Here is a 23,766-nt window from a genome sequence, read left to right on the forward strand (position 1 = left end):
CGAACTTGAGTAGTTGTAGAGTTACCGGTGAGTATCGCAATTGTCCCGTTCCCGACGCTCGCCCCCGTACCCTTCCGGAATCCGAGTGTCGACACCGGATGCTCACTGCGGCCGGCTTGCCGGTCGCCCTGCCTCGGAGGCCGACGCCTGATGAAGCCGGGCCCGCTCCACCACCTCGGCACGCCCGACGACCCGGCGGGACCGCCTGGTCGTCGGCCCTTTCCGGAGCGACTCGGCGTGTCCAGCACCAACGCCCGGGAACCGGTCGCGGTGGTCGCGGCCGGGCCCGCCGACGCCGGGCGCACCGGAGTCCTCGCCGCGCTGCTGGAACTCGACTCCGGGCTGCTCGCCGTGCCGAGCGGCGGCTGGCTGGTGATCCGGCACAGCGCCGAACCCACCCGGGCCGCCTACGTGCCCGGCTACCGTACGCCGCACGCCTACCGGCCCGAGCTGCCGGCTGCGGGTCCGGCGCTGGCCCGGCCGCCGCGCCGGGTCGAGTTGAGCCTGCCCCAGCCGCTGGTGAGACGGTTCGTGGTGGTCGACACGCCGGACATCGCCACGCTGGGTGCGGCCGGTTGCGGCGTCCTGCTCGACGCGGTGGGGCGGGCCGGGGCGCTGCTGTTCGTGATCGCGGCGGATCAGTCGTTCGGCGCCACCGAGCTGAATCTGCTGTCCGACCTCGCCGGGACACCGGTGCGGGTCTTCTTCGCGGTCACGCCGGGCGCCGCCGGCTGGGCGGCCGGCGAGGGTACGGCGGCGGTGCGGGAGTCGGGGGAGTCCGGCGGCCCGGCGGTCGATCCGGTCACGGTCACCGTCGAGGCGCACCGGGCCGCGCTGCTCGCCGCCGTGCCCGGGCTGGCCGACGCCCGCTGGTTTCCGCTGGTCACCGGCGGCGAGGCCGACCTGCGGCGGGCACTTGTGGACTGGGCGTCCGCCGAGGAACTACGGCGGGGCAGTCTGGAACCGCCCGAGTTGCCCGGTGAGCGCGGCCGGGTGCCGGTCCTCGCCGAGCCGGGCGAATGGTCGGAACAGCTCGACCGGCAGGTCCGCACGGCGGCCCGGCGCATCCGCCAGCACCTTGCCCTGGAACTGGCCAACATGCACCTGCGCCTGGTGCAGCAGATCGTCTTCGGCGTTGGCTGCGCCGGCCTGCCGCACCTGCTCGACCAGGAGATGGCGGCGCTGTCGCTGCTGGCCACCGCGCAGTGCGACCACCATGCCGGCGAAATCGTCGAGGACGCCGCCGGCCGGCTCTTCGGTGCGCCCCTGCCCGAGGCGGTTCGGCGGCGCATCGACAAGGCGGTCCGCTGGGGTCTGGTCGACGACCCCGCCGGGCAGGAGCTGGAGCGGGCGTTGCTGGTCACCAGCACGGCGGGCATGGCGTCGCTCACCGGTCCGGCGGCTGTCGACATGCTGTCCGCCTATCCCACGTCGCCCCGTACGGAGGTGCTCCCACCGGTGGCCGTGGCGCTGTCCGGAGGCTGCTGGCAGCACTGGCGTTCGCCCGGCAACAACGACCCGAGCGCGGCGCGGGCCTGGGCGCAGCGGGCGTTGCGGGAGATCGAGTTGGAGCTGTCCCGGGAGGTCGCCCGCCGCTTCGAGGCGGTCCGGCTCTCGCTCGGCGCGGTGCTGTCCGATGCTGCCGAACACGGCCTCCTGCTCGCCTGACCCGGCTGCCGTCCACCCTGCCGGCGGTGCCGGCGGGGGATCCGCGCACGCCCGGGACGGGGTCGACCGGGGCGGGGGTGCGGCCGTGGGTGGTGATCCGGGCTGGTCCGGCGTTCCGGTTCCTCGATTCCCCGGATCCGGTGGCACGATGGGGGGCATGGCGGCTCCGCAGGTTGCACCGGTCGAGACCCCGGACACCGATGAGGTGCCGGCAGCCGACCGACCGTGGGTGACGATCGTGTGGGACGACCCGGTCAACCTGATGACCTACGTGACCTGGGTGTTCCAGAAGCTTTTCGGGTACAGCCGGGAGAAGGCCGAGCAGCTCATGCTGGACGTGCACCACAAGGGCAAGGCGGTGGTCTCCAGCGGGGCCCGGGAACGCATGGAGCACGACGCCTCCCAGCTGCACGCGTACGGTCTCTGGGCGACGGTGGACCGGTCGTGAGCGCGAGGAGTGAGCCGGGTTTGCGAGCCCCGCAGTCGCGAACAGGGATGGCACCGTGAGCATGTTCCGCCGCCGGGGTGACCGGTACATCGCCACCTTCGCGGTGGACGAGGTGCGTGTGCTCCGTAAGGTCGCCTCCGAGGTGGTCGGCCTGCTCACCGACGGTTTCGACCACTCCGACCCGGTTGTCTGCCGGCTGTTTCCGGAGGTCTACCCGGAAGACGCGACGGGCACCGCGGAGTTCCGCCGGTACACCGAAGGTGACCTGAAGACCGCGAAGATCGATCAGGCCGGTGCGATCCTGGCCGCCCTGCCCGGCGACGGCGGCGGGGAGGTACGCCTGGACGCCGAGGCGGCCGAGGCGTGGTTGCGGGCGCTCAACGACGCCCGGCTGGCGATGGGCGTACGGCTGGAGATCAAGGACGGGACGGACCTGGGCGCGGAGCTCGACGACGCGGTCGCCGACGATCCGAGTTCCAGCCGGGTGTTCCAGCTTTCGGTCTACGCGTACCTCGGGTACCTGCAGGAGTCCCTGCTCAACGCCTTGATCGACTGACTGTGACCGGCGCCGCCTCGCGGTCGGCCGGCATCGGGCGTTACCCTTGGCGGCGTGCTGAGCATCGACCGGTCGATCGTCGACGCGATCGTCGCCCACGCCCGTCGGGATCACCCCGACGAGGCCTGCGGTGTGGTCGCCGGTCCCGTCGGCAGTGACACGCCGACCCGGCACATCCCCATGGAGAACGCCGCCCGGTCGATGACCTTCTACGAGTTCGACTCGATGGAGCACCTGCGGGTGTGGCGTGAGATGGACGACCGGGACGAGGAGCCGGTGGTCATCTACCACTCGCACACCGCCACCGAGGCGTACCCGTCACGGACGGACATCTCCTTCGCCGGTGAGCCCGACGCCCACTACCTCCTCGTCTCCACGCGCGAGCCCGACACGGAGGAGATCCGCTCCTTCCGCATCGTGGACGGCGTGGTGACCGAGGAGCCGGTGCGGATCCTCGACGCCGGCGTGGATCCACACGCCGTGCAGTCATACATGTTCGGGCAGAGCCCGGCGACGGTCGACTACGAGTGTTCGGGCCGCTGACCACCCTCAGCCCCCGCACGCCCTTCCCGTCACCGAGCACCTACCCGATCGAGGAGTACGACACCATGGCCATCGAGGTTCGCATCCCCACCATCCTGCGCAGCTACACCGGCGGCGCGAAGGTCGTCGAGGGCAGCGGTGACACGCTGAACGACCTGCTCACCGACCTGGACTCGCGGCACTCCGGGCTGCGTGGCCGGCTGGTCACCGAGGCCGGCGCGCTGCACCGCTTCGTCAACGTCTACGTCAACGACGAGGACGTGCGCTTCCTCGGCGCGTTGGACGCCAAGCTCAACGACGGCGACAGCGTCACCATCCTGCCCGCGGTGGCCGGTGGCGCGTTCGGCTTCGCCGCGGCGGCGGCGATGGCGCAGCACGTCGGGGCCGCGCCGGCCGAGCGCCGGGCGCGCGTCACCGCGAGCTGAGGCGGCCGCGATGACGCGGTACGACAGCCTGCTGGACGCCTGCGGGGGAACGCCCCTGGTGGGGCTGCCCCGACTGTCACCCACGGTGCCCGAGGGCGCGCCGCCGGTGCGGCTGTGGGCGAAGCTCGAGGACCGCAACCCCACCGGCAGCGTCAAGGACCGGGCCGCCCTGTTCATGGTCCGCGCCGCGGAGGCGGCCGGCCGCCTCCGGCCCGGCGACACCATCCTGGAGCCGACCAGTGGTAACACCGGCATCTCCCTGGCCATGGTGGCCAAGCTGCGCGGCTACCGGCTGGTCTGTGTGATGCCCGAGAACGTGTCCACCGAGCGGGTGCAGCTGCTGCGGATGTACGGCGCGGAGATCATTTTCTCGCCGGCGGCGGGCGGCTCCAACCAGGCGGTGGCCACGGCCAAGCAGATCGCCACCGAGCATCCCGACTGGGTGATGCTCTTCCAGTACGGCAACGAGGCGAACGCCCGGGCGCACTACGAGACGACCGGGCCCGAGCTGCTGCACGACCTGCCGACCATCACCCACTTCGTGGCCGGGCTCGGCACCACCGGCACCCTGATGGGCACCGGGCGCTACCTGCGCGAGAAGGTCGAGGGCATCCAGATCATCGCCGCCGAGCCCCGCTACGGCGAGCTGGTCTACGGGCTGCGCAACATCGACGAGGGGTACGTCCCGGAGCTGTACGACGCGTCGGTGCTGACCCGCCGGTTCTCCGTCGGCACCCGGGACGCGGTACTGCGTACCCGGCAACTGGTGGAGGTCGAGGGGCTGTTCGTCGGCTTCTCCACCGGCGCGGTCCTGCACGCGGCGCTGTCGGTGGCCCACGAGGCCGCGCGGGCCGGCCGCCGGGCCGATGTGGCGTTCGTGGTCAGTGACGGCGGTTGGAAATATCTGAGCACCGGCGCGTACGGCGGGACGCTCGCCGACGCGGAGGAGGCGCTGGACGGTCAGCTCTGGGCCTGACCTGCGGCGCGATCGACATGTGACGAGGGCCACCGGCATCGCGCCGGTGGCCCTCGTCGCGTCGGTCCACCCGGACCGACCACTTCGGCGACGGGTGCTCGATCGGACGGGCGAAACCGGTGTCACGTTGATGACAACTTCCAGCAGATCATTCTTGCCCTTGCACGCGCGGGCGTAGGCTGCGCAGCGTGGCGTACGCGTCGGTAGTGATCACCGCCGGAGCGGCGGCCGGCACGTTCACTACCTACCGTGACAGCGAGACAACTCGATGCGACTGACCGTCCTGGGCTGTGCGGGCAGCTTCCCCGGACCCGAGTCCCCCTGCTCGGCCTACCTGGTCGAGGCCGAGGACTTCCGGCTCCTGGTCGACTTCGGCTCGGGCTCACTGTCCACCCTGCAACGCTATGCCGGGCTGCACGCCCCGGACGCCATCCTGCTGACCCACCTGCACTGCGACCACATCCTCGACGCCGCCACCTACGTGGTGGTGCGGCGGTACGCCCCGGACGGGCCGTACCCGCCGTTGCCGGTCTACGCGCCGGCCGGCGCCCCGGACCGGCTCGCCACCGCGTACGGGCAGGAGGACAGCACCGTCGAGGACGTCTACCAGTTCTACGCGTTGCAACCCGGCACCTTCCCGATCGGCCCGTTCACCGTCACCGTCGACCGGGTGCTGCACCCGGTGGAGACCTACGGCGTACGCCTGGAGCACGCCGGCCGGGTGCTCTGCTACTCCTCGGACACCGCTCCCTGCGAGGCGCTGCTGCGTCTGGCCCAGAACGCCGACGTCTTTCTCTGCGAGGCCAGCTATCTCGACGGCGTCGACAACCCGCCGGACCTGCACCTCACCGGCGGTGAGGCGGGCGAGGCGGCCGCCAAGGCCAACGTCGGGCGGCTGCTGCTGACCCATCTGGTTCCCGCCTGGGGCAGCGAGGCACTCACCGTGGCGGCCGCCTCCGCCGCGTACGCCGGCCCGCTGGAAGTGGTCCGTCCCGGCGCCTGCTACGAGGTCTGACCCGCCGGGCGCGGGTTCGTGCCGCACTGTTCGCCGGGTGGTCAAGTGGACGTCTCCTGGACCTTCGCTGCCACCACGACGGTGAAGACATGCGGATCGCCATCGTGACCGAGTCGTTCCCGCCCGACGTCAACGGAGTCGCCCACTCGGTCGTGCGGGCCGCCGAGCACCTCGTCGCCCGCGGCCACGAGCCGTTGGTGATCGCACCCGCCCCGCCGGGGACGCTGCGCCGCGCCACCGACCGGTACCCGTACCCGGTGGTCCGCATCCCGAGCGTGCCGTTGCCGCGCTACCAGGGCTTCCGGCTCGGCGTGCCGACGAACAACCGGCTGGCCGGGGTGCTGCTGGAGCACTCGCCCGACGTGGTGCACCTGGCCAGTCCGTTCATCCTCGGCGCCCGGGCGGCAACGCTGGCGGCCCGGCACGGGCTGCCCACCGTCGCCGTCTACCAGACCGACGTGGCCGCGTACGCCCGGGCGTACCGGGTCGGGTGGGGTGAGGCCGCGGCCTGGCGGCGGCTGCGGGAGATCCACAATTCGGCCCGCCGGACCCTGGCACCCTCCACCCGGGCCGCCGAGGACCTCGCCGCGCACGGCGTGCAGCGGATCTGGCTGTGGCGCCGGGGCGTCGACGCGGAGCGTTTCCACCCGGACAAACGGTGCCCGAGCCTGCGCCGGACCCTCGCCCCCAACGGGGAACTCCTGATCGGTTACGTGGGACGGCTCGCCCCGGAGAAGCGGGTCGACCTGCTCGCCGCCACGGCCCGCCTGCCCGGCGTCCGGGTCGTGGTCGCCGGTGACGGCCCGGTCCGCCGCCAGCTCGAACGGGACCTGCCCGGCGTGCGGTTCCTCGGCGTCCAGCACGGCGAGGCGCTGGCCCGCCTCTACGCCAGCCTGGACCTGTTCGTGCACACCGGTCCGCACGAGACCTTCGGCCAGACCGTCCAGGAGGCGCTGGCCAGCGGGGTGCCGGTGGTCGCGCCGGCCAGTGGCGGGCCGGTCGACCTGGTCACCCCGGGGCAGACCGGCGAGCTGGTGCCGCCCGGGGACGACCTGGCGATCGCCGAGACGGTCGCGGGGCTGGCCGCCGACGGGGCCCGCCGGCAGGCGTACGGCATCGCGGCGCGCGCCGAGGTGAGCGGACGCAGCTGGGCGGCGGTCGGCGACGAACTCGTCGGGCACTACCGGGCCGCCCGCGCCAGCATCCCGGCCGTCGACCTGCCGGCGGCGTCGTGACCGGCAGCCACCCGGACCGCACCAGCACCACCCGGAGTACCGGCGCCACCACCACGACCCAGGTCGCGGGCACCCCCGGCGGTGCGCTGCGGATCGTCCGGTTGGCCAGCTTCGTCACCGGGACCTCCGGTGGGCTGCGCACCGCGTTGCAGCAGCTGGGCGAGGGTTACCGGGCGGCCGGGCACGAACCCGTGCTGGTGGTGCCCGGCCGCCGCGACGACGACGAACGACATCCGTGGGGCCGGGTGGTCACCCTCGCCGGACCACCGCTGCCGCACAGTGGCGGCTACCGGCTGCTGACCGCCCGCCGTCGGCTCGCGCGGCTGCTGACCACGCTCGCACCCGACCGGCTGGAGGTGTCCGACCGTGCGACGCTGCGCTGGACCGGCGACTGGTCGCGGGCGAACGGCGTGCCGTCGGTGATGGTCTCGCACGAGTCCCTCACCGGTCTGCTGGGCGCCTGGGGCGTACCCGGTCCGCTGGGGCGGCGGCTCGCCGACCGGCTGAACGCCGACACGGCCCGCCGGTACGACCGGATCGTCTGCACCACCCGATGGGCGGCCGAGGAGTTCGCCCGGATCGGCGTGCCCCACGTCGACCTGGTACCGCTCGGTGTCGACCTGGACACGTTCCACCCCGGCCGCGCCGATCCGGAGGTCCGGGACCGGTACGCGGGCGCGGGCGAGGTGCTGCTGGTGCACTGCGCGCGGCTGTCCGTGGAGAAGCGGCCCGAGCTGGCCGTCGACGCGTTGGCACAGCTGCGCCGGGCCGGTGTGCCGGCGGTGCTGGTGATGGTCGGCGACGGTCCGCGCCGCGCCGCGCTGGAAAGGCGCGCGGCCGACCTTCCCGTCACCTTCACCGGTTTCCTGCCCGACCGTCGTACCCTCGCGGCGGTGCTGGCCAGCGCCGACGTGGTTCTGGCCCCGGGGCCGGTGGAGACCTTCGGCCTGGCCGGGCTGGAGGCGTTGGCCTGCGGTACCCCGGTGGTGGTGAACGCGGCCAGCGCGTTGCCCGAGGTGGTCGGTCCGGGCGGGATCGCCGCCGACGGCACCCCGGCGGCGTTCGCCGCGGCCATCGGTCAGCTGCTGTCGCGCCCCGAGGCCGCCCGACGGGCCGCTGCCCGGCACCGGGCGGAGCAGTTCGGCTGGCCGGCGGCGGTCGCCGGGTTCCTCCGCGCGCACGGCGCCCACGCCGAGCAATGGTCGCGCCGAGCAATGATCGCGCCGACCGGTGGTCGCACCGACCGGTGATCGCGGCGGCTGGCCGGGAGCGGTCGACACCCGGGGCGGGTCCGATCGGCGGACCACATAGGGTGCAGGGATGGCGCGACCTGACGGGCGGCGACCCGACCAACTTCGACCGGTGACCCTGACCCGCGGTTGGAGCACCCATCCCGAGGGCTCGGTGCTCGTGGAGTTCGGCGGCACCCGGGTGCTCTGCACCGCGAGCGTCACCGAGGGGGTGCCGCGCTGGCGCCGTGGCTCCGGGCTGGGCTGGGTGACCGCGGAGTACGCGATGCTGCCCCGGGCCACGAACACCCGATCCGACCGGGAGAGCGTCAAGGGCCGGGTGGGTGGGCGTACCCACGAGATCTCCCGGCTGGTCGGCCGGAGCCTGCGCGCCGCGATCGACCTCAAGGCGCTCGGTGAGAACTCGATCGTGCTCGACTGCGACGTGCTGCAGGCCGACGGCGGCACCCGGACCGCCGCGATCACCGGTGCCTACGTGGCGCTGCACGACGCGGTGAACTGGCTCGCCGCCCGCAAGGCCCTGAATGGGCAGCCGGAGAAGGTGATGCACCGGTCGGTGGCGGCGGTGAGCGTCGGTGTGGTCGACGGTGAGCCGCGCCTGGATCTGTGCTACGACGAGGACGTGGCCGCCGAGGTCGACATGAACGTGGTTTGCACCGGCACCGGCGACTTCGTCGAGGTGCAGGGCACCGGCGAGGCCGGTGTCTTCGCCCGCGACCAGCTCGACGCCCTGCTCGACCTGGCCGTGGTCGGCTGCCTGGATCTGGCCGAAGCCCAGCGGAAGGCGCTACTCCCATGAACAAGGTGCTGCTCGCCACGCGGAACCAGAAGAAGCTGATCGAGTTGCAGCGCATCCTGGACGGGGCGCTGGGTGCGCACCGGGTGGCGCTGATCGGGCTCGACGACGTCGAGGCGTACCCGGAGCTGCCGGAGACCGGCCTGACCTTCGGGGAGAACGCGCTGATCAAGGCCCGGGAGGGCTGCCGGCGTACCGGGCTGCCGACGATCGCCGACGACTCCGGGCTGGCCGTCGACGCGCTCAACGGGATGCCGGGGGTGTTCAGCGCCCGCTGGGCCGGGCGGCACGGTGACGACCAGGCCAACCTCCAACTCGTGCTCGACCAGATCGGCGACGTGCCGGACGAGCACCGGGGCGCCTCCTTCGTCTGCACCGTCGCGCTGGTGCTGCCTGGCGGCAAGGAACACCTGGTCGACGGCCGCCAGGCGGGTCGCCTGCTGCGTGCTCCGCGCGGCGACGGCGGGTTCGGCTACGACCCGATCTTCCTCGGCGACGGTCAGGACCGCACGAACGCCGAGTTGACCCCGCAGGAGAAGGACGCGATCAGCCACCGCGGCAAGGCGCTGCGCGAGCTGGCCGCCCTGGTCGCCAAGGTGCTCCCGCCGGTCAGCTGACCGCCCGCTCTCCCGCGCCGTCGCGTCAGCCGAGGGAACCGATCTCCTGTTCGATGGCGCTACGGAGGTCGGGGCCGGCCAGTACGGCGCGGGCGGCCTCCATCAGCGGGGCGAGGAAGACGTCGGGGCCGGGCTCGCCGACGGCTCCGCCGAGCGCGGCGATCGCCGCCCGCCCGGCCGGTGACGGAACCAACGGCGCCCGCAGCTGCAGACCGCGTACGGCGGCCAGCAGTTCCACCGCGAGCAGGCTGGCCAGGTTGTCCAGCACGGTACGCAGCTTCTTGGTCGCCGCCCAGCCCATCGAGACGTGGTCCTCCTGCATGCCACTGGTGGGCAGCGAGTCCACCGAGGCCGGCGCGGCCAGCCGGCGGTTCTCGGCGACGATGCCGGCGGCCGTGTACTGCGCGATCATCAGCCCGGAGTTGACCCCGGCGTCGGGGGAGAGGAACGCCGGCAGGTCCCGGGACCGGGTGACGTCGAGCAGCCGGTCCACCCGACGCTCGGCGATCGCGCCCACCTCGGCGGCGGCGATGGCCAGGAAGTCCGCTGCGAAGCCCAGGGGCGCGCCGTGGAAGTTCCCGGTCGACTCGACCCGACCGTCGGGCAGCACCACCGGGTTGTCCACCACCGAGACCAGTTCCCGGGCGGCGGTGGTCCGGACGAAGTCCAGGGTGTCCCGGGCCGCGCCGGCCACCTGCGGTGCGCAGCGCATCGAGTAGGCGTCCTGCACCGCGTGCGCCAGGTCGTCGCGGTGCGAGTCCATCACCGCCGAGTGCTGCAACAACCGGTGGATGTTGGCGGCCGAGACGCCCTGCCCGGGATGCGGACGGATGGCGTGCAGTTCCGGCCGGAACGGCCGTTCCGAGCCGAGCATCGCCTCGATGGCGAGGGCGGCGGTCACGTCGGCCATGGTGAACAGGTGGGCGGCGTCGTCGATGGCCAGCAGCAGCATGCCGAGCATGCCGTCGGTGCCGTTGATCAGTGCCAGCCCCTCCTTGGCGGCCAGCTCGATCGGGGTGAGGCCGGCCCGGCGCAGCGCCTCGGCGGCGGGCGCCCGTCCGCCGTCGGGGCCGAGCACCCAGCCCTCGCCGAGCAGCACCAGCGCGCAGTGCGCCAGCGGGGCCAGGTCACCGGAGGCGCCCAACGAACCGTGCTCCGGCACCCACGGGGTGACCTCGTGGTTGAGCAGGTCCACCAGGGCCTCGGCGACCAGCGGCCGTACCCCGGAGCGGCCGAGCGCCAGCGAGCGGACCCGCAGCAGCATCATCGCCCGCACCACCTCCCGGGGCATCGGCGCGCCGACGCCGGCGGCGTGTGACCGGATCAGCGCGTGCTGCAACTCGGCGCGACGCTCGGGAGCGACGAAGGTGCTCGCCAGGGCCCCGAAACCGGTCGACACGCCGTACACGGGACGACCGGCGGCCTCGATGCCGTCCACGATTGACCGACTGGTGGCCATCGCCTCGACGGTGGCCGGGTCGAGGACCACCTTGGCGCCGCCCCGCGCCACGGCGCGCACGTCGGCGGGGGTGATTCCGGTGGGCTGGACGGTGACGGTCATCGCGGTACTCCGTTGTGCAGGACCTGGCGGACGAGAGGCACCCCGGGCCGGTAGGCCAGGTGCAGGTGGGACGGCGCGTCGAGGATGATCAGGTCGGCGCGGGCACCGGGCCGCAGCACGCCGATGTCGTCGCGGCGCAGCGCCCGCGCGCCACCGGCGGTCGCGGCCCAGACCGCCTCCGCCGGGGTCATCCCCATCTCGCGGACGGCCAGCGCGATGCAGAACGGCATCGACGAGGTGTACGACGAGCCGGGGTTGCAGTCGGTGGCCAGCGCCACGGTGACACCGGCGTCGAGCAGCCGGCGCGCGTCCGGGTACGGCGACCGGGTGGAGAACTCGGCGCCGGGCAGCAGGGTGGCGACGGTCGTGGTGTGCCCGCCTTCGTGGCACACGCAGTCGAACCGCGTCGACGCCAACGCGTCGACGTCGGCGTCGGTCAGGTGGGTGCAGTGGTCAACGCTGGCCGCGCCCAACTCGACCCCGAGTCGCACGCCCGGGCCGTGGCCGAGCTGGTTGGCGTGTACCCGCACGTCCAGGCCGACCGCCTGCCCGCAGGTCAGGATCGCCCGGGCATGGTCGGCGTCGAAGGCGCCCCGCTCGCAGAACACGTCGATCCAGCGGGCGTACGGCCGGGCGGCGGCCAGCATCGGCCCGCAGACCAGCCCCACGTACTCGTCGGGGCGGTCGGCGTACTCGGCCGGCACCACGTGCGCGCCGAGGAAGGTGGTCTCCCCGGTGACCTCGGCGGCGATCCGCAGCGAGCGGGCCTCGTCGGCGACGGTGAGGCCGTACCCACTCTTGATCTCGATCGTGGTGCTGCCCTGCCGTAGCGCCTCCGCGCGCAGCCGGCGCACGGTGGCCCGCAGCTCGCCGTCGGAGGCGGCCCGGGTGGCGCCGACCGTGGTGCGGATACCGCCACCGGTGTACGGCTCGCCGGTCATCCGGGCGGCGAACTCGGCGGCCCGGTCCCCGGCGAAGACGAGGTGGGCGTGGCTGTCCACGAACCCGGGGAGCACGGCCGCACCGGCGGCGTCGATCCGCCGGTCCGCGGGCGGCGCGTCGGCCGCCGGGCCCACCCAGGCCACCTCGCCGTCCTCGACGAGCACCGCCGCGCGTCGCCGGATCCCCAGCGGCCCGCCCTCGCCGCGACCGGCCACATTCGTGACCAGCTCACCGATGTTGTCCACCAGCAGACTAGACACGGGTGACCTCCGTGATCGCGATGGCCAGTTCCTGCGCCACGTCCACCCGCACGTGCCGACCGTCGCGGACCAGCACCTGACCGTCCACCACCACCTGCGCCACGTCGGCGGTGCTCGCCGCGAACCAGACGCCCGCCGGGATCACGCCGGCCGTGCGTACGCTGTCCAGCCGCACCGTGACCAGGTCGGCGCGGTCACCGACGGCGATCCGGCCGGCGTCGGTCCAGCCCAGCGCGGCGTGCCCGGCGCTGCTGGCGGCGGTGAACAGCTCCACCGGGGTGAAGTGGCCCCGCCTATGGGTGCGCAGCCGCTCGTCCAGCTCGACGGCGCGTGCCTCCTCGAACGGGTCGATCACGGCGTGGCTGTCACTGCCCAGGCTCAGCGGAATGCCGGCGTCGGCCATCCGGCGGGCCGGACCGATGCCGTCGGCCAGCTCCCGCTCGGTGGTGGGGCAGAGGCAGACCGCGGTCCGGCTGTCGCCGAGCAGCCCCACGTCGGCGCTTGTCGGATGGGTGGCGTGCACCGCCGTGGTGGCCCGGCCGAGCACCCCGTGCTCGGCGAGCAGCCGCGTCGGGGTGCACCCGTGCACCGCCCGGCAGGCGTCGTTCTCGGTGGGCTGCTCCGACAGGTGCACGTGCAGCGGCGCGTCGCGGCGGTGCGCCCAGCCGGCCACGGTGGCGAGCTGCTCGGCCGGCACCGCGCGTACCGAGTGGATCGCGGCGCCGAGCCGCGCGTGCCCGCCGTCCGGGTTGAACGCGTCGAGCCGTTCCGCCCACCGCAGCGCGTCGCCGTCACCGAACCGCTGCTGCGGCCCGACCAGCGGCCGGCCGTCCACCGAGGCGGTCAGGTAGCAGGTGTCCAGCAGGGTCAGCCGGATCCCCGCCTGGGCCGCCGCCTCGACCAGCGCCGCGCCCATCGCGTTCGGGTCGGCGTACCGGCTGCCGCCCGGCCGGTGATGCAGGTAGTGGAACTCGCCCACACAGGTGATGCCGGCCAGCGCCATCTCGGCGTACACCGCCCGGGCCAGCGCCAGGTACGAGTCGGGGTCGAGGCGGCCGGCGACCGCGTACATCTGGTCGCGCCAGCTCCAGAAGTCGCCGCGCCCGGCGTGGGTACGCCCGCGCAGCGCCCGGTGGAACGCGTGCGAGTGCGCGTTGGCCAGCCCCGGCAGGGTCAGCCCCGGCAGCCGCACCGCGTCGGCCAGCACCTCGACACCGGCGTCGGGCCGGCCGCCGGGCGTGAGCGCTGTGACGCCGGTGATCCGGTCGTGCACGGTCTCGATCAGCACGTCCGGGGTCGGCTCGGCCTCCCCGGGGAGCCAGGCGTACTCCGCGAGCCAACGGATGGCGGTCATCGGAGCAACTCCTCCAGCACCCTGGCCAGCGCGGTCACCCCGGTGGCGCAGTCGGCGTCGGTGGCTGATTCGGCGGGGGAGTGCGACACCCCGGTCGGGTTGCGGACGAACAGCATCGCGGTGGGCACGTGGGCGGCGAGCACCCCGGCGTCGTGCCCCGCCCCGGTGGGCAGCACCGGCGCGGCCAGCAGCCCGGCCAATCGGTCGGCCATCCCGTCGTCGAAGGCCACCAGCGGGGTCGCCGACTCCTCGGTCAGCGTCACCCGCGTACCGTCGCGCCTGGCCCGTTCGGTGGCCTTGCCGTGCACGGCCGCCACCATCCCGGTCAGCGTCTCCGGCTCGGCCGCCCGGGCGTCCAGCCAACCCGTGACCCTGGACGGGATGGCGTTCGTGGCGTTCGGCTCCACCGCCACCCGACCGACGGTGGCGTGGGCGTCGCGCAGCCGGGCCTCCTTGTTCGCGGCGAGCACCGTGAACGCGTACGTGAGCATCGGGTCCCGGCGGTCGGCCATCCGCGTCGTACCGGCGTGGTTGCCCTCGCCGGTGAAGTCGAAGCGCCAGCGGCCGTGCGGCCAGATGGCGCTCGCGACGGCCACCGGCGCGTCCTGCTCGACGAGCGCGCGGCCCTGCTCGACGTGCAACTCCACGAAGGCCGCGAAGCGGCCGAGCAGCTCCGGTCGGGCACCCGCCGGCCGGTCACCCAGCGCCTCGGCGAAGCTCACCCCGTCGGCGTCGCGCAACCCGGCCGCCCGCTCGACGTCGAGCGCGCCGGTGAGCAGCCGGGACCCCAGGCACGGTACGCCGAACCGGGCACCCTCCTCCTCCACGAACGCCGCCACCGCCACCGGCCGGGCCGGCCTGACACCCGCGGCGCGCAGCTCGTCGACCGCGAGGAAGGCGCTCACGATGCCCAGCGGACCGTCGTACGCCCCACCGTGCGGCACCGAGTCGAAGTGGCTGCCGGTCAGCACCGCCTCCCCGGCCTCCGGGTCACCCCACCAGGCGAACAGGTTGCCGTTGCCGTCGCCGGTCACCGGCATGGCCCGCTCGGCGGCCTGCGCCCGGAACCACTGCCGTAGCCGCAGCTCCGGCTCGGTAAGCGCGTACCGCAGGTAGCCGCCGCTGCGCTCGTCCCGCCCGATCGGGGCGATCTCGTCCCAGAGCTGCCGGAACCTGTCCAGCCGGTGCTGGTCCGCTGCCGAATGCGTCAACAAGAGCTTCCCTCACTCCGCCATCGGGACGCGGACGCCGGTGCGCTCGGCCACCTCGCGGGCGGCGTCGTAGCCGGCGTCGACGTGCCGGATGACGCCCATCGCCGGGTCGTTCGTCAGCACCCGCTCGATCTTCTGCCCGGCCAGCGCGCTGCCGTCGGCCACGCAGACCTGGCCGGCGTGGATCGACCGGCCGATGCCGACGCCGCCGCCGTGGTGGATGGAGACCCAGGACGCCCCGCTGGCGGTGTTGACGAGCGCGTTGAGTAGGGGCCAGTCGGCGATCGCGTCCGAGCCGTCGGCCATCGCCTCGGTCTCCCGGTACGGGCTGGCCACGCTGCCGCAGTCCAGGTGGTCGCGGCCGATCACCACCGGCGCACTCAGCTCACCGGAGGCGACCATCTCGTTGAACCGTACGCCCGCTTTGTCCCGCTCGCCGTAGCCGAGCCAGCAGATCCGCGCGGGCAGGCCCTGGAACGCGACCCGCTCGCCGGCCAGCCGGATCCACCGGGCGAGGGACTCGTTCTCCGGGAACAGGTCCAGGATCGCCCGGTCGGTGGCGGCGATGTCGGCCGGGTCGCCGGAGAGCGCCGCCCACCGGAACGGTCCCTTGCCCTCGCAGAACAACGGCCGGATGTACGCCGGCACGAAGCCGGGGAAGTCGAAGGCGCGATCGTACCCGCCGAGGCGGGCCTCGCCCCGGATCGAGTTGCCGTAGTCGAAGACCTCCGCGCCCGCGTCGAGGAAACCCACCATCGCCTCGACGTGCTTCGCCATCGACGCCCGGGCCCGGTCGGTGAACTCGGCCGGCTTGGCCGTCGCGTACTCCCGGGCGCCGGCCAGCTCGACCCCCTCCGGCAGGTACGACAGCGGATCGTGCGCGCTGGTCTGGTCGGTGACGATGTCGACGGTTACGCCCCGGCGCAGCAGCTCCGGGAAGACCGTGGCGGCGTTGCCGACGACACCGACGCTCAACGCCCGCCGGTCCCGCCTGGCGGCGAGGACCCGGGCGACCGCGTCGTCCAGGTCGTCGGCGATCTCGTCCAGGTAGCGGTCGTGCACCCGGCGGGCCAGTCGGCTGCGGTCCACGTCCACGATCAGACAGGCACCACCGTTCATGGTGACCGCGAGCGGCTGCGCCCCGCCCATGCCGCCACAACCGGCGGTGAGGGTCAACGTGCCGGCCAGGGTGCCGTCGAATTTCTTGGCGGCGACGGCGGCGAACGTCTCGTAGGTGCCCTGGAGGATGCCCTGGGTGCCGATGTAGATCCACGAGCCGGCGGTCATCTGCCCGTACATGGTCAGGCCGAGCTGCTCCAGGCGGCGGAACTCCGGCCAGGTCGCCCAGTCGCCGACCAGGTTCGAGTTGGCCAGCAGCACCCGGGGCGCCCACTCGTGCGTCCGCAGCACACCGACCGGGCGACCCGACTGCACGAGCATCGTCTCGTCGTCGCGCAGCTCGGTGAGCGTCCGCACCAGGGCGTGGTACGACGGCCAGTCCCGGGCGGCCCGGCCGGTGCCGCCGTACACGACCAGGTCGTCGGGGCGCTCGGCGACCTCGGGGTCGAGGTTGTTCATCAACATCCGCAGGGCGGCCTCCTGCGGCCAGCCCCGGGCGGTGCGTTCGGTACCGCGTGCGGCGTGGATGCTGGTTCCCGGGCCGGGCGTGGCCTGGTCGGATCGCGTCATCGTGGTTCTCCTCCTAACCGAGGAACAACTGTCGACGGGCCGCCGAGGCTTCGAACGCCTCCAGCCGCCGCTGGGTCTCGGCCGGGGCGGCGTCGCAGATCGCCTGGAGCAGCACCATGGCCAGGGTCATCGGAGCGGTGTGCAGGTCGAACACGAGTTGCGCGCCGACCGCGGCGGGTAGCACCACGTCGGCGTGCTCGGTCGCCGGGCTCACCGGTGAGTCGGTGATCGCCACCACCGTCAGCTCCGCCGCACGGGCCTCGCGCAGCGCCTCCAGGGTCTCCCGGGGATAGCGCGGCAGCACGAACGCCAGCAGCGCCCGCGCCCCTGCCTCGGCGGCCTGTTCGAGACGGTCGGTGAGCAGGCTGCCGCCGTCGTCGAGCACCCGCACGTCGGGATGCACCTTGGCGGCGAAGTACGCGAAGTACGCGGCCAGCGGCGCAGCGGAGCGCAGACCGAGCACCGGCAGCGGTCGGCTGGCCGCCAGCAGACGCCCGGTCTCGGCGATCCGCTCCCGGTCGGCCAACTGGCCGGCCAGCCGGTCCAGGTTGCCGATCTCGGCGCGTACCGCCTGCTGAAGTTCGTTGCCGGCGGTGGTCGGGCCGGGCGCGGCGGCGGTCAGCTCGCGCAGCCGGCGACGCAGCGCCGGGTAGCCGTCGTGGCCCAACGCCACCGCGAACCGGGTGACCGAGGGCTGGCTGACCCCGGCCAGCTCGGCGACCTCGGCGGCGGAGAGGTAACCGACGGCGGGGGCGTGCTGCACCAGACAGTGCGCGATGCGCCGCTGCGTCGGGGTGAGCCGGACGCCGTCGAACAGGCCGACGACCCGCTCCGTCGACGCCATGGCAGCTCCCTCATTCATCCCGTGACTCTATGCATGAAAACTTTCACCAAGCAACTCCGGGCTCTGGGCGGCCAGCGGCGGCGGGCCGAGCCAGTTGGTGCCGTCTCTGTAGGATCCGCATGGCGGTTGAGCGAAGGAGTTGGCATGCAGCCGGGAACGCCCTACAGGTTCACCCACATGCTGGGCGGGTCTTCGGTGGGCAAGGCGTGGGCGGCCATCGATGAACAGGGCCGCCTTGTGACGGTGGCAGTCCTGGATGCCACCGTCGCCGCCACCGAGGGTTGGCGGGAGGCGTTCGCCGGAATGGCTAACTCGTTGGCCGAGGCGCCCGAGGGTGTGCCGTACACGTACGCCGACTTCTCGGCCGCCGCGCCGTGGGTCGCCTACCCCGCCGAAGCTGGGCCGGGTGCGGAACGGCTGATGCGCTCGCTCGGGGTGGACTACCAGCCGATCCAGGCGGAGGCCAGGGCACCCGTCTCCGCGCCGCCACAGCCGGTTTCCGGTGCTCCGCAGCCGGTGTCCGGAGCCCCGCAGCCCGTGTCGGGCTCACCTGTCGTGCACCGGTCGGTGCAGATTCCCGAGCAGCCGGCGTCCGGAGCTCCGCACCCGATCTCTGGCGCGCCGGCCTCGCCGGGGGCGCCCCAGGTGGGGACGTCGGCACCGTCCGCTGGCGCGGCGACTCCGGTATCGGCCGCGGGATTCGGTCCGGCGGCGCCGGGCACATTCGGCGCCGTAGATCCGTTCGACTCGTCCGGCGGGCGCAGGATCGTACCCGTCGCACGTCCGCCGCGTAACCGGCTCCGTCTCTGGATCGGCGGTGTGGTGCTGACCGCGCTGCTGGCCGGTGGTGCCGGGTTCTTCGTCGGCGGCGCGCTCGACGGGTCGGGCGAGCCGGCCGGCGATCCGTCGGTAAGTGCCTCTCCGCCGCTGTACGACGCGACGCAGAACTCGTTGAACAAGACGAAGTTCGACGGGGACCTCATGCCGCTCGCCGAGCCCTGGCTGGCGCAGATGGGTGGATGCGCGGTTGACACGGAGGTCGGTGGTCCCGAACTGTTGGACGGTGAGAGCCGGCACGTCTTCTGCCGGTACCGCGGCGTGGCCGTGCATTTCGCCCGGTACGAGTCGGCGGCCACGAAGGAGGCCGCGCGGACCTTCCGCCAGGAGATGGGCATCATCGGCCGGGCACTCGCACCGGGTCTCAGGGAGGCCACCCAGAGCACCGGCGGCTCCAGTGGAGCCCCAGGCGCCTACGTCGAGTACGCGGGCAACGGCCACGACGGGCGGCCGGTTTGCGGGATCTGGTGGAGCCGCGACGACGGCCTCAGCTCCTTGTATCTGGAGACGCCCTGCGGCGCGGGGCTCGGTGGCAACTGGGACGCGCTTCGGGACCTCTGGCACCGGAACAGCTGACCCGGTTTCAAATCGTCCACCCGGGCCCGACACCGGCCGGCGGTGACACCGCCGGACCTCAGCGCACCGCGGCTCCGTCGGGTGGAGCGACCAGACAGACGTCGGCACCTACCGTGACGTCGGCGGGAAGGTCGATCCGAACCAGGCGCGCACCGCGGAAGATTCGCTCCGTGACCGCTCCGCCGTGACTGCCGAGGCGGACGATGACATCTCTGTTCTCGATCTCCTCCCAGTCGGTGATCTGGAACAGCCAGACCCGGGACCGTCCGGCCAGCAGCTCCGCAACGGTCCGCCGTGGACAACCGGTGGGCGGAGCCGGCGCCACATAGCCGTCGGCTGGCGGGCCGTAGTAGGACTGCGAGTTCCAGGACAGCCGGGTCGCGAGGAACAGGTCATCCGGACGCCGCTCGTCACTCAGGTGGCGCAGGGCGGTCCGGTAGTCGGCCACGTTGGCACCCCCACCCTGCGGGAAGGCGCGTTGTGGACGGGTTGACGCCGTCACGTCGAGGGCGAGCTGAGGAGCCGCCAGCGCGATGACAAGCGCCGCACCGAGCGCCCTGCGGACGCGACTGGGAACGCCGTGCCGGGCGTCCGGCGCGGCCACCGCGAGGCTGGCCAGCATCAGCAGAGCCGGCACCGTGTAGAGCGCCAGCCGACCGGTGAACGGGTAGACCGACGCGGCCGCGCCGACCAGTCCGACGATCAGCGGGGTGATCAGAATCAATACGGCGAGAGCGGCTACGCGACGCCACCACAGGACCGCACCGGTGACCAGCAACGGTACGACTATCCAGGCCGACCAGGACACGAACGGCACGCGGGCCAGGCTGCGATACGTCGAACCGAGCCAGTCCAGGGTGGCGGGAACGTTCGTCAGCGGCTGGTACGGGTAGATCGCCTTGCCCAGCCAGTACGCCTGGAGATGGGAGTCGTTCTGACCGGGTGCCAGGACCGCTACATAGATCCACAACGCAGCGATGATCCAGATTGGCGCGGGCAGCAGGAAGCGGCCCAGTTCACGCAACCGCTGCACCCACCGCTGTCCCGGACTGACGAGCGTGTGCAGCCCAATCAACACACCGAGCGCAGCGGCGACCGGTATGGCCATGGTGCTCAGTACGGACGTGACAAGTGCGATTCCCCAGAACTCGATGCCACTGCGCCGGGTCAACCTGTTCCGGCGGGTCAGGAGGAGAGCCGTTCCCACGAGCAGCGTCACGCAGAATGCCTCGGCGCTGTACGGCTTGAGTTCGTTCGAGTAGGCGATGAGGAAGGGTGCGATCGCGACCAGCAGCAGAGCGGTGAGCGCGGTGAGTGGCGGCATGAGCCGCCGTCCGAGCCAGCCGACCAGCGGCAGCAGCGCCAGCCCGAAGAGCAGCGGTACGAGCCGCATCGACTGTTCCGTTGGGCCGAACAGCTGGAGGGAGAGCCGTTCGAGCCAGAGCCAACCTGGCGGGGCAGATTGGCTGAAGGCGAGCGGCTCCAGCAACTCCAGGTAACTTCGCTCGCGCAGGTTGTGAGCCACGTACAGTTCGTCGCTCCAGAAGCTGCGCCCGAACGTCCACTGCCGGATCCGCAACACCGCACCAAACCCGACGATGATGCCGGCAAGCGACCAGTAGGGGAGCCGGCCCGGTGCCTTCACGATCGAGGGTGCCGCCCCGGACGCCGTCTGCCGGCCGTAACGGGACTGGGCTGGCGCAGCAGCCGCTAAGGCGGGGTGGACCGGGAGGCGGCGCGTCTCGGGCACGGCGAGACGCTACCAAGGGCAGGCATTGTTGCGGCGGGGGAAACTGTCGCGATGAGCGCGGGCAGGGTTACCGGGGTGGTTGACACCGCTGTACACCCGGTTCCGCATCCACGGGCGAGCCGATCAGGCGGGCGGCGGTCCGGTGCCGTCGGGATGCCGGCGGCAGTCCGATCAGGAACTCGGGAAAGATGCCGAAGAAGGTCCGAGCACTGCGCAGTTCGAGGTTGTGTGCCCGTGACCAGTGCAGTGAGTTTGTCGCGCGGGCCCAATGATGGGTCCAACGGACATCACCGAGCAGGACGACCGGGCGGCCGAGTTGCCACGAGCGTAGACCGAGCTCGTGATCCTCGTAGTAGAGAAAGAACCGCTCGTCCCACCCACCCAACTCGACGAACTCCGCCGTACGCGCCGCTACCGCCGCGCCCATGACCCAGGCGACGTAGACCGACTCGCCGGGACCGGCCAGGATGCGGTACGACCCGTGCAGCCGGTTCAGCGGCCAGACGCGCCGGTTACCCAGCTTCGCCGTCGCGTACGGGAAGCCGCGGCCGTTGGGCTGTGGAATGCCCTCCGCCGAGAGCAACTGGGGCGCAACCAGCCCGCCGTGCACGTCAAGGTGCCGTTTCAACACGGTGAGACCGTCAGGGCGAAGCTCGAGATCCGGGTTCGCGAACAGAACGTACTCACCCGCCTCGCGTAGCCCGATGTTGTTGGCCTTGGCAAAGCCAACGTTCTCCGCCAGTTGGATGACTCGGGCACCCAGTTTCTCCGCCACCTGTACCGAGTCGTCGGTGGAGCAGTTGTCGACGACGATCCACTCGTACGGTCTGGATTCGCTGTGCCAACAGCGGCGCAGGGTCTCCGCCGAGTTGTAGGTGACCGTGACGACGCTCCACCTACGTTCAGTCATCACGCTCTCCGAACTGTCAGGTAGCGGTACAGGGACACGAAGCCGAATCTCTTGCCGTTCCACTGCCGGCGGGCGGCCGGCGCCTCGACCAGGCCGCGCCCGACACCGCGAAGGAACGGTCGTAGCAGCCCTTGCCGGGCGCGGCGGGCGGCCAGTGCGAGGTGGGCGAGTGTCAGCACGGGAACCGCGACGAGCAGCAGTGGCCAGGTGAAGGTCCGGGCCGCTACGAGGAGCCGGTTGCGTGCCAAAAGTCGGGCCCGGAACCCCTGCAGGCTGCTGTCGCCCTCGACGCTGTGACCGCCCGCATGCGGTAGCACCAGGTCCAGCGGGCGAGTGCGTAGGCCCGAGGCATAGAGCCGGAAGGCCAGGTCGGCGTCCTCCCCCCAGGCGAACAGATGCTCGTAAAATCCGCCGAACCGTCGGAACAGGTCGGTGGGAAAGACCGCCGCGCCACCCGACGGCCCTAGCGGACCTCGAGACACCGTCGCCACCCGGTCGATGAAGAGGGAGATCGGGTGGAGATCGATGCCGACGTACGCGCCGCCGTACATGGACAGACCTACCGCGATCGGGCCGTCGGGATTCGCCGCGACGGTGGCCCAGACGCGGGCCAGGCCGTCCTCGGGCAGCCAGACGTCCGGATTCAGCAGCAGGACGTGGCTCGTCGTCGCGGCTGCGACGGCGCGGTTACAGCCTTCCGCGAAACCGGGATTCGAGGAGTCGGGAAGATAGGTGTACGAGGCGTCACCCAGACAACCCGCGATGGTCGCCTCGCAGCCGTCACCGGGGCAGTTGTCGGCGAAGACGAACCGGACCGGGAGTTCACCGACGGCGCGTACCCACGTCGGCAGCGTCTCGGCCAGCATGTCGCCCGACCGGTACAGGACGGTGACCACCGTCAGGCCCGTGGCAGACGTCTCGCTCACGTCGCGGATCTCCCCAGCCGGTGTAGGACGTAGAGCCCGGGTACCAGGCTCAGCCAGGTCGGATAGATGAACGGGTAGAGCTCGTACAGGCCGAACATGGCGAAATACACGATGAAGCCCCGGCCCAACTGTCCGGCGGGTGCGGTGGTGAACTCGAGCCGACGTTCGGCTGCGCCGACCACCAGTCCCAGGGCGGCGAGAAAAAGGACTGCACCGGCCGCTCCGAAATCGAGCAGCGGTATGGCAACGAACGTCGCGGTGTTCATGTGGTACGGCTGGCTGAGTTGGGACGTCACCGCGTACACATCCGCCTCGCCGACCAGTGGCTCGACGCGGGAGCCCAGAAATGTCAGGGAGTACGCGCCGTACCTCGGGTCCAGGTGCTCCCGTTGGGACCAGAGCCGGCCGAATGTCTCCGTGGACGAGCTCAGGGACAGATCGAGCGAGCCGACGCTGCTCGCCACGGCGTTGCCGCCGTACTGCGACCGGAACTCGTTCTCGAACGAACCGGTCCCCGCCATCGTGCGCTGCCCGCCGAGGAAGACGGCAGTGCCGAGGACCGCCAGGCCGATGAGGATGACCGGGGTCTTCGGGAAGGCTTTCGTCGCTCGCCGCCTCGGGCGGTACATCGACAGGGCGGCGATCAGCGCGGGCGCGATCCCGACGAGCACGGAGTTCTTGCTCGCGCCCAGGGCGGCTCCCACGGTGAAGACGCCGGCAAGAGCGTAGTAGATGAGCGATGTCCGCCAGTTTCGAGACAGGGCGCGCAGGAGGGAGACCGCCATCCCGAGGGTCCACGCTTCGGAGAGCAGCCCGATGACGATGTTCGACTGTTCCCGCAGCACCTGCCGTGCCGCATCCGGGTTGTCGGCCAGCAGTGGTGGCATGGCCCCCCGGAACCGGAAGGCCGACGTCGCGGCCGCGATACCGAGCAGAACGAACAGGTACGTCAGCAGGCGCCGTTGACTGGGCCATGAAAGCGTCGGCCGACGCGACTCGACGCCGTCGCGCCGTCCCGTCAGTCGCCGTCCGACAGCCCACGCGGTCAGGAACACGGCCACGTAGCCGGCGAGGACCGGCAACACCGCCTCGCCAGCCCAGGAGTCGTAGGGGCCGGGAACGGTAAGTACGGCGAGGAAGGTGGCACCCCAGGCGGCTGTACATGCGGCCAAACCCCACATCCGCGACCTCGCTGCGAGCAGGGCCGCTACCGCCAAGGCGAGTGTCACGGCGGCACCGGCGTCCCACGTGGCCAGGAGGAGGAGCATGCCGCAGGCGAAGGGGACGCCGACGGACCAGAGCCGTTTCTCCGCGGGGGTCATCGGAATCCTTGTCACCTCCCCTGGCGCTGGATCGGGGTCTGCGGTCGAATTCGGC

The 23,766-nt window shown here is 72.3% G+C and carries 22 protein-coding genes; 12 read left to right on the top strand and 10 right to left on the bottom strand.

Translation table 11 applies throughout. The annotated features are described in order from the left end of the window. The first annotated feature begins 237 nt into the window (after positions 1-237). The 11 genes from O7597_RS17830 (at position 238) to rdgB (ending at position 9,529) form a co-directional block, all read left to right on the top strand. The gene (locus tag O7597_RS17830; protein ID WP_269739599.1) at positions 238-1,668 is read left to right on the top strand and encodes a hypothetical protein; all 1,431 of its coding nucleotides are present in this window, start codon (positions 238-240) and stop codon (positions 1,666-1,668) included. A gap of 157 nt (positions 1,669-1,825) precedes the next feature. Then, positions 1,826-2,116, top strand: a complete 291-nt coding sequence (gene clpS / locus O7597_RS17835) for an ATP-dependent Clp protease adapter ClpS (protein WP_093401920.1) — start codon at positions 1,826-1,828, stop codon at positions 2,114-2,116. A 61-nt stretch (positions 2,117-2,177) separates the two neighbouring features. After that, complete coding sequence (locus O7597_RS17840; protein ID WP_269742633.1) at positions 2,178-2,672, top strand: DUF2017 domain-containing protein; 495 nt, start codon at positions 2,178-2,180, stop codon at positions 2,670-2,672. 54 nt (positions 2,673-2,726) lie between these two features. Beyond that, positions 2,727-3,215 (top strand): M67 family metallopeptidase, encoded by a 489-nt coding sequence (locus O7597_RS17845; RefSeq protein WP_164445901.1) that lies wholly within the window; start codon positions 2,727-2,729, stop codon positions 3,213-3,215. A 65-nt stretch (positions 3,216-3,280) separates the two neighbouring features. Continuing rightward, positions 3,281-3,640, top strand: a complete 360-nt coding sequence (locus O7597_RS17850; protein WP_164445900.1) for a MoaD family protein — start codon at positions 3,281-3,283, stop codon at positions 3,638-3,640. 10 nt (positions 3,641-3,650) lie between these two features. Then, on the top strand, positions 3,651-4,616 hold the full coding sequence (locus tag O7597_RS17855; RefSeq protein ID WP_269739598.1) for a pyridoxal-phosphate dependent enzyme: 966 nt from the start codon (positions 3,651-3,653) through the stop codon (positions 4,614-4,616). A 268-nt stretch (positions 4,617-4,884) separates the two neighbouring features. After that, on the top strand, positions 4,885-5,631 hold the full coding sequence (locus tag O7597_RS17860) for an MBL fold metallo-hydrolase (protein ID WP_164445898.1): 747 nt from the start codon (positions 4,885-4,887) through the stop codon (positions 5,629-5,631). 89 nt (positions 5,632-5,720) lie between these two features. Continuing rightward, entirely contained in the window at positions 5,721-6,866 is a 1,146-nt protein-coding gene (locus O7597_RS17865; protein WP_269739597.1) for a glycosyltransferase family 1 protein, read from the top strand. 86 nt (positions 6,867-6,952) lie between these two features. Further along, positions 6,953-8,116, top strand: coding sequence for a glycosyltransferase (locus O7597_RS17870; protein WP_269742632.1), 1,164 nt, complete (start codon positions 6,953-6,955; stop codon positions 8,114-8,116). Between the two features lie 70 nt (positions 8,117-8,186). Further along, a complete protein-coding gene (gene rph / locus O7597_RS17875) occupies positions 8,187-8,915 on the top strand; it encodes a ribonuclease PH (protein ID WP_269739596.1) in 729 nt (242 codons plus the stop codon). Further along, a complete protein-coding gene (rdgB, locus tag O7597_RS17880) occupies positions 8,912-9,529 on the top strand; it encodes an RdgB/HAM1 family non-canonical purine NTP pyrophosphatase (protein ID WP_269739595.1) in 618 nt (205 codons plus the stop codon). Before rph ends, rdgB begins: the two co-directional genes overlap by 4 nt. A gap of 25 nt (positions 9,530-9,554) precedes the next feature. On the opposite strand, the gene hutH is transcribed toward rdgB, so the two are convergent. Genes hutH through O7597_RS17910 form a run of 6 tightly spaced genes read right to left on the bottom strand, consistent with a single transcriptional unit; the run spans position 9,555 to position 17,408 of the window. Then, positions 9,555-11,090: a histidine ammonia-lyase gene (gene hutH, locus O7597_RS17885; protein ID WP_281580205.1), complete on the bottom strand. Its 1,536-nt coding sequence runs from the start codon at positions 11,088-11,090 to the stop codon at positions 9,555-9,557. Continuing rightward, positions 11,087-12,292: an imidazolonepropionase gene (hutI, locus tag O7597_RS17890; RefSeq protein WP_269739593.1), complete on the bottom strand. Its 1,206-nt coding sequence runs from the start codon at positions 12,290-12,292 to the stop codon at positions 11,087-11,089. Before hutI ends, hutH begins: the two co-directional genes overlap by 4 nt. Continuing rightward, positions 12,285-13,646 carry a formimidoylglutamate deiminase gene (locus O7597_RS17895; protein WP_281580206.1) on the bottom strand — a complete coding sequence of 454 codons (1,362 nt, stop codon included), beginning with the start codon at positions 13,644-13,646 and terminating at the stop codon, positions 12,285-12,287. The genes hutI and O7597_RS17895 overlap by 8 nt, the downstream gene beginning before the upstream one ends. After that, positions 13,643-14,860 carry an allantoate amidohydrolase gene (locus tag O7597_RS17900; protein WP_281580207.1) on the bottom strand — a complete coding sequence of 406 codons (1,218 nt, stop codon included), beginning with the start codon at positions 14,858-14,860 and terminating at the stop codon, positions 13,643-13,645. The genes O7597_RS17895 and O7597_RS17900 overlap by 4 nt, the downstream gene beginning before the upstream one ends. A 9-nt stretch (positions 14,861-14,869) precedes the next feature. Next, the gene (hutU, locus tag O7597_RS17905; RefSeq protein WP_269739590.1) at positions 14,870-16,546 is read right to left on the bottom strand and encodes a urocanate hydratase; all 1,677 of its coding nucleotides are present in this window, start codon (positions 16,544-16,546) and stop codon (positions 14,870-14,872) included. A gap of 13 nt (positions 16,547-16,559) precedes the next feature. Further along, a complete protein-coding gene (locus O7597_RS17910) occupies positions 16,560-17,408 on the bottom strand; it encodes a MurR/RpiR family transcriptional regulator (protein ID WP_269739589.1) in 849 nt (282 codons plus the stop codon). A gap of 126 nt (positions 17,409-17,534) precedes the next feature. Here O7597_RS17910 and O7597_RS17915 point away from each other — a divergent pair, with 126 nt between their 5' ends. Beyond that, a complete protein-coding gene (locus tag O7597_RS17915) occupies positions 17,535-18,803 on the top strand; it encodes a hypothetical protein (RefSeq protein ID WP_269739588.1) in 1,269 nt (422 codons plus the stop codon). A 58-nt stretch (positions 18,804-18,861) separates the two neighbouring features. Here the strand turns inward: O7597_RS17915 and O7597_RS17920 are convergent, their stop codons facing one another. The 4 genes from O7597_RS17920 to O7597_RS17935 form a co-directional block, all read right to left on the bottom strand. Next, positions 18,862-20,448 carry a glycosyltransferase family 39 protein gene (locus tag O7597_RS17920; RefSeq protein ID WP_269739587.1) on the bottom strand — a complete coding sequence of 529 codons (1,587 nt, stop codon included), beginning with the start codon at positions 20,446-20,448 and terminating at the stop codon, positions 18,862-18,864. Between the two features lie 172 nt (positions 20,449-20,620). Beyond that, complete coding sequence (locus O7597_RS17925; RefSeq protein ID WP_269739586.1) at positions 20,621-21,463, bottom strand: glycosyltransferase family 2 protein; 843 nt, start codon at positions 21,461-21,463, stop codon at positions 20,621-20,623. After that, positions 21,463-22,389: a glycosyltransferase gene (locus O7597_RS17930; protein ID WP_269739585.1), complete on the bottom strand. Its 927-nt coding sequence runs from the start codon at positions 22,387-22,389 to the stop codon at positions 21,463-21,465. Before O7597_RS17930 ends, O7597_RS17925 begins: the two co-directional genes overlap by 1 nt. After that, complete coding sequence (locus tag O7597_RS17935; protein ID WP_269739584.1) at positions 22,386-23,711, bottom strand: hypothetical protein; 1,326 nt, start codon at positions 23,709-23,711, stop codon at positions 22,386-22,388. The genes O7597_RS17930 and O7597_RS17935 overlap by 4 nt, the downstream gene beginning before the upstream one ends. Between the last annotated feature and the right edge of the window lie 55 nt (positions 23,712-23,766).

This window comes from Verrucosispora sp. WMMC514 (assembly GCF_027497295.1).
GTDB lineage: Bacteria > Actinomycetota > Actinomycetes > Mycobacteriales > Micromonosporaceae > Micromonospora > Micromonospora palythoicola.

Coding starts and splice junctions, on each gene's coding strand:
- clpS (WP_093401920.1), top strand. CDS start 1,826: ATGGCGGCTCCGCAGGTTGCACCGGTCGAGACCCCGGACACCGATGAG.
- O7597_RS17840 (WP_269742633.1), top strand. CDS start 2,178: ATGTTCCGCCGCCGGGGTGACCGGTACATCGCCACCTTCGCGGTGGAC.
- O7597_RS17850 (WP_164445900.1), top strand. CDS start 3,281: ATGGCCATCGAGGTTCGCATCCCCACCATCCTGCGCAGCTACACCGGC.
- O7597_RS17855 (WP_269739598.1), top strand. CDS start 3,651: ATGACGCGGTACGACAGCCTGCTGGACGCCTGCGGGGGAACGCCCCTG.
- O7597_RS17860 (WP_164445898.1), top strand. CDS start 4,885: ATGCGACTGACCGTCCTGGGCTGTGCGGGCAGCTTCCCCGGACCCGAG.
- O7597_RS17865 (WP_269739597.1), top strand. CDS start 5,721: ATGCGGATCGCCATCGTGACCGAGTCGTTCCCGCCCGACGTCAACGGA.
- rph (WP_269739596.1), top strand. CDS start 8,187: ATGGCGCGACCTGACGGGCGGCGACCCGACCAACTTCGACCGGTGACC.
- rdgB (WP_269739595.1), top strand. CDS start 8,912: ATGAACAAGGTGCTGCTCGCCACGCGGAACCAGAAGAAGCTGATCGAG.
- hutH (WP_281580205.1), bottom strand. CDS start 11,090: ATGACCGTCACCGTCCAGCCCACCGGAATCACCCCCGCCGACGTGCGC.
- O7597_RS17895 (WP_281580206.1), bottom strand. CDS start 13,646: ATGACCGCCATCCGTTGGCTCGCGGAGTACGCCTGGCTCCCCGGGGAG.
- hutU (WP_269739590.1), bottom strand. CDS start 16,546: ATGACGCGATCCGACCAGGCCACGCCCGGCCCGGGAACCAGCATCCAC.
- O7597_RS17910 (WP_269739589.1), bottom strand. CDS start 17,408: ATGAATGAGGGAGCTGCCATGGCGTCGACGGAGCGGGTCGTCGGCCTG.
- O7597_RS17915 (WP_269739588.1), top strand. CDS start 17,535: ATGCAGCCGGGAACGCCCTACAGGTTCACCCACATGCTGGGCGGGTCT.
- O7597_RS17925 (WP_269739586.1), bottom strand. CDS start 21,463: ATGACTGAACGTAGGTGGAGCGTCGTCACGGTCACCTACAACTCGGCG.
- O7597_RS17935 (WP_269739584.1), bottom strand. CDS start 23,711: ATGACCCCCGCGGAGAAACGGCTCTGGTCCGTCGGCGTCCCCTTCGCC.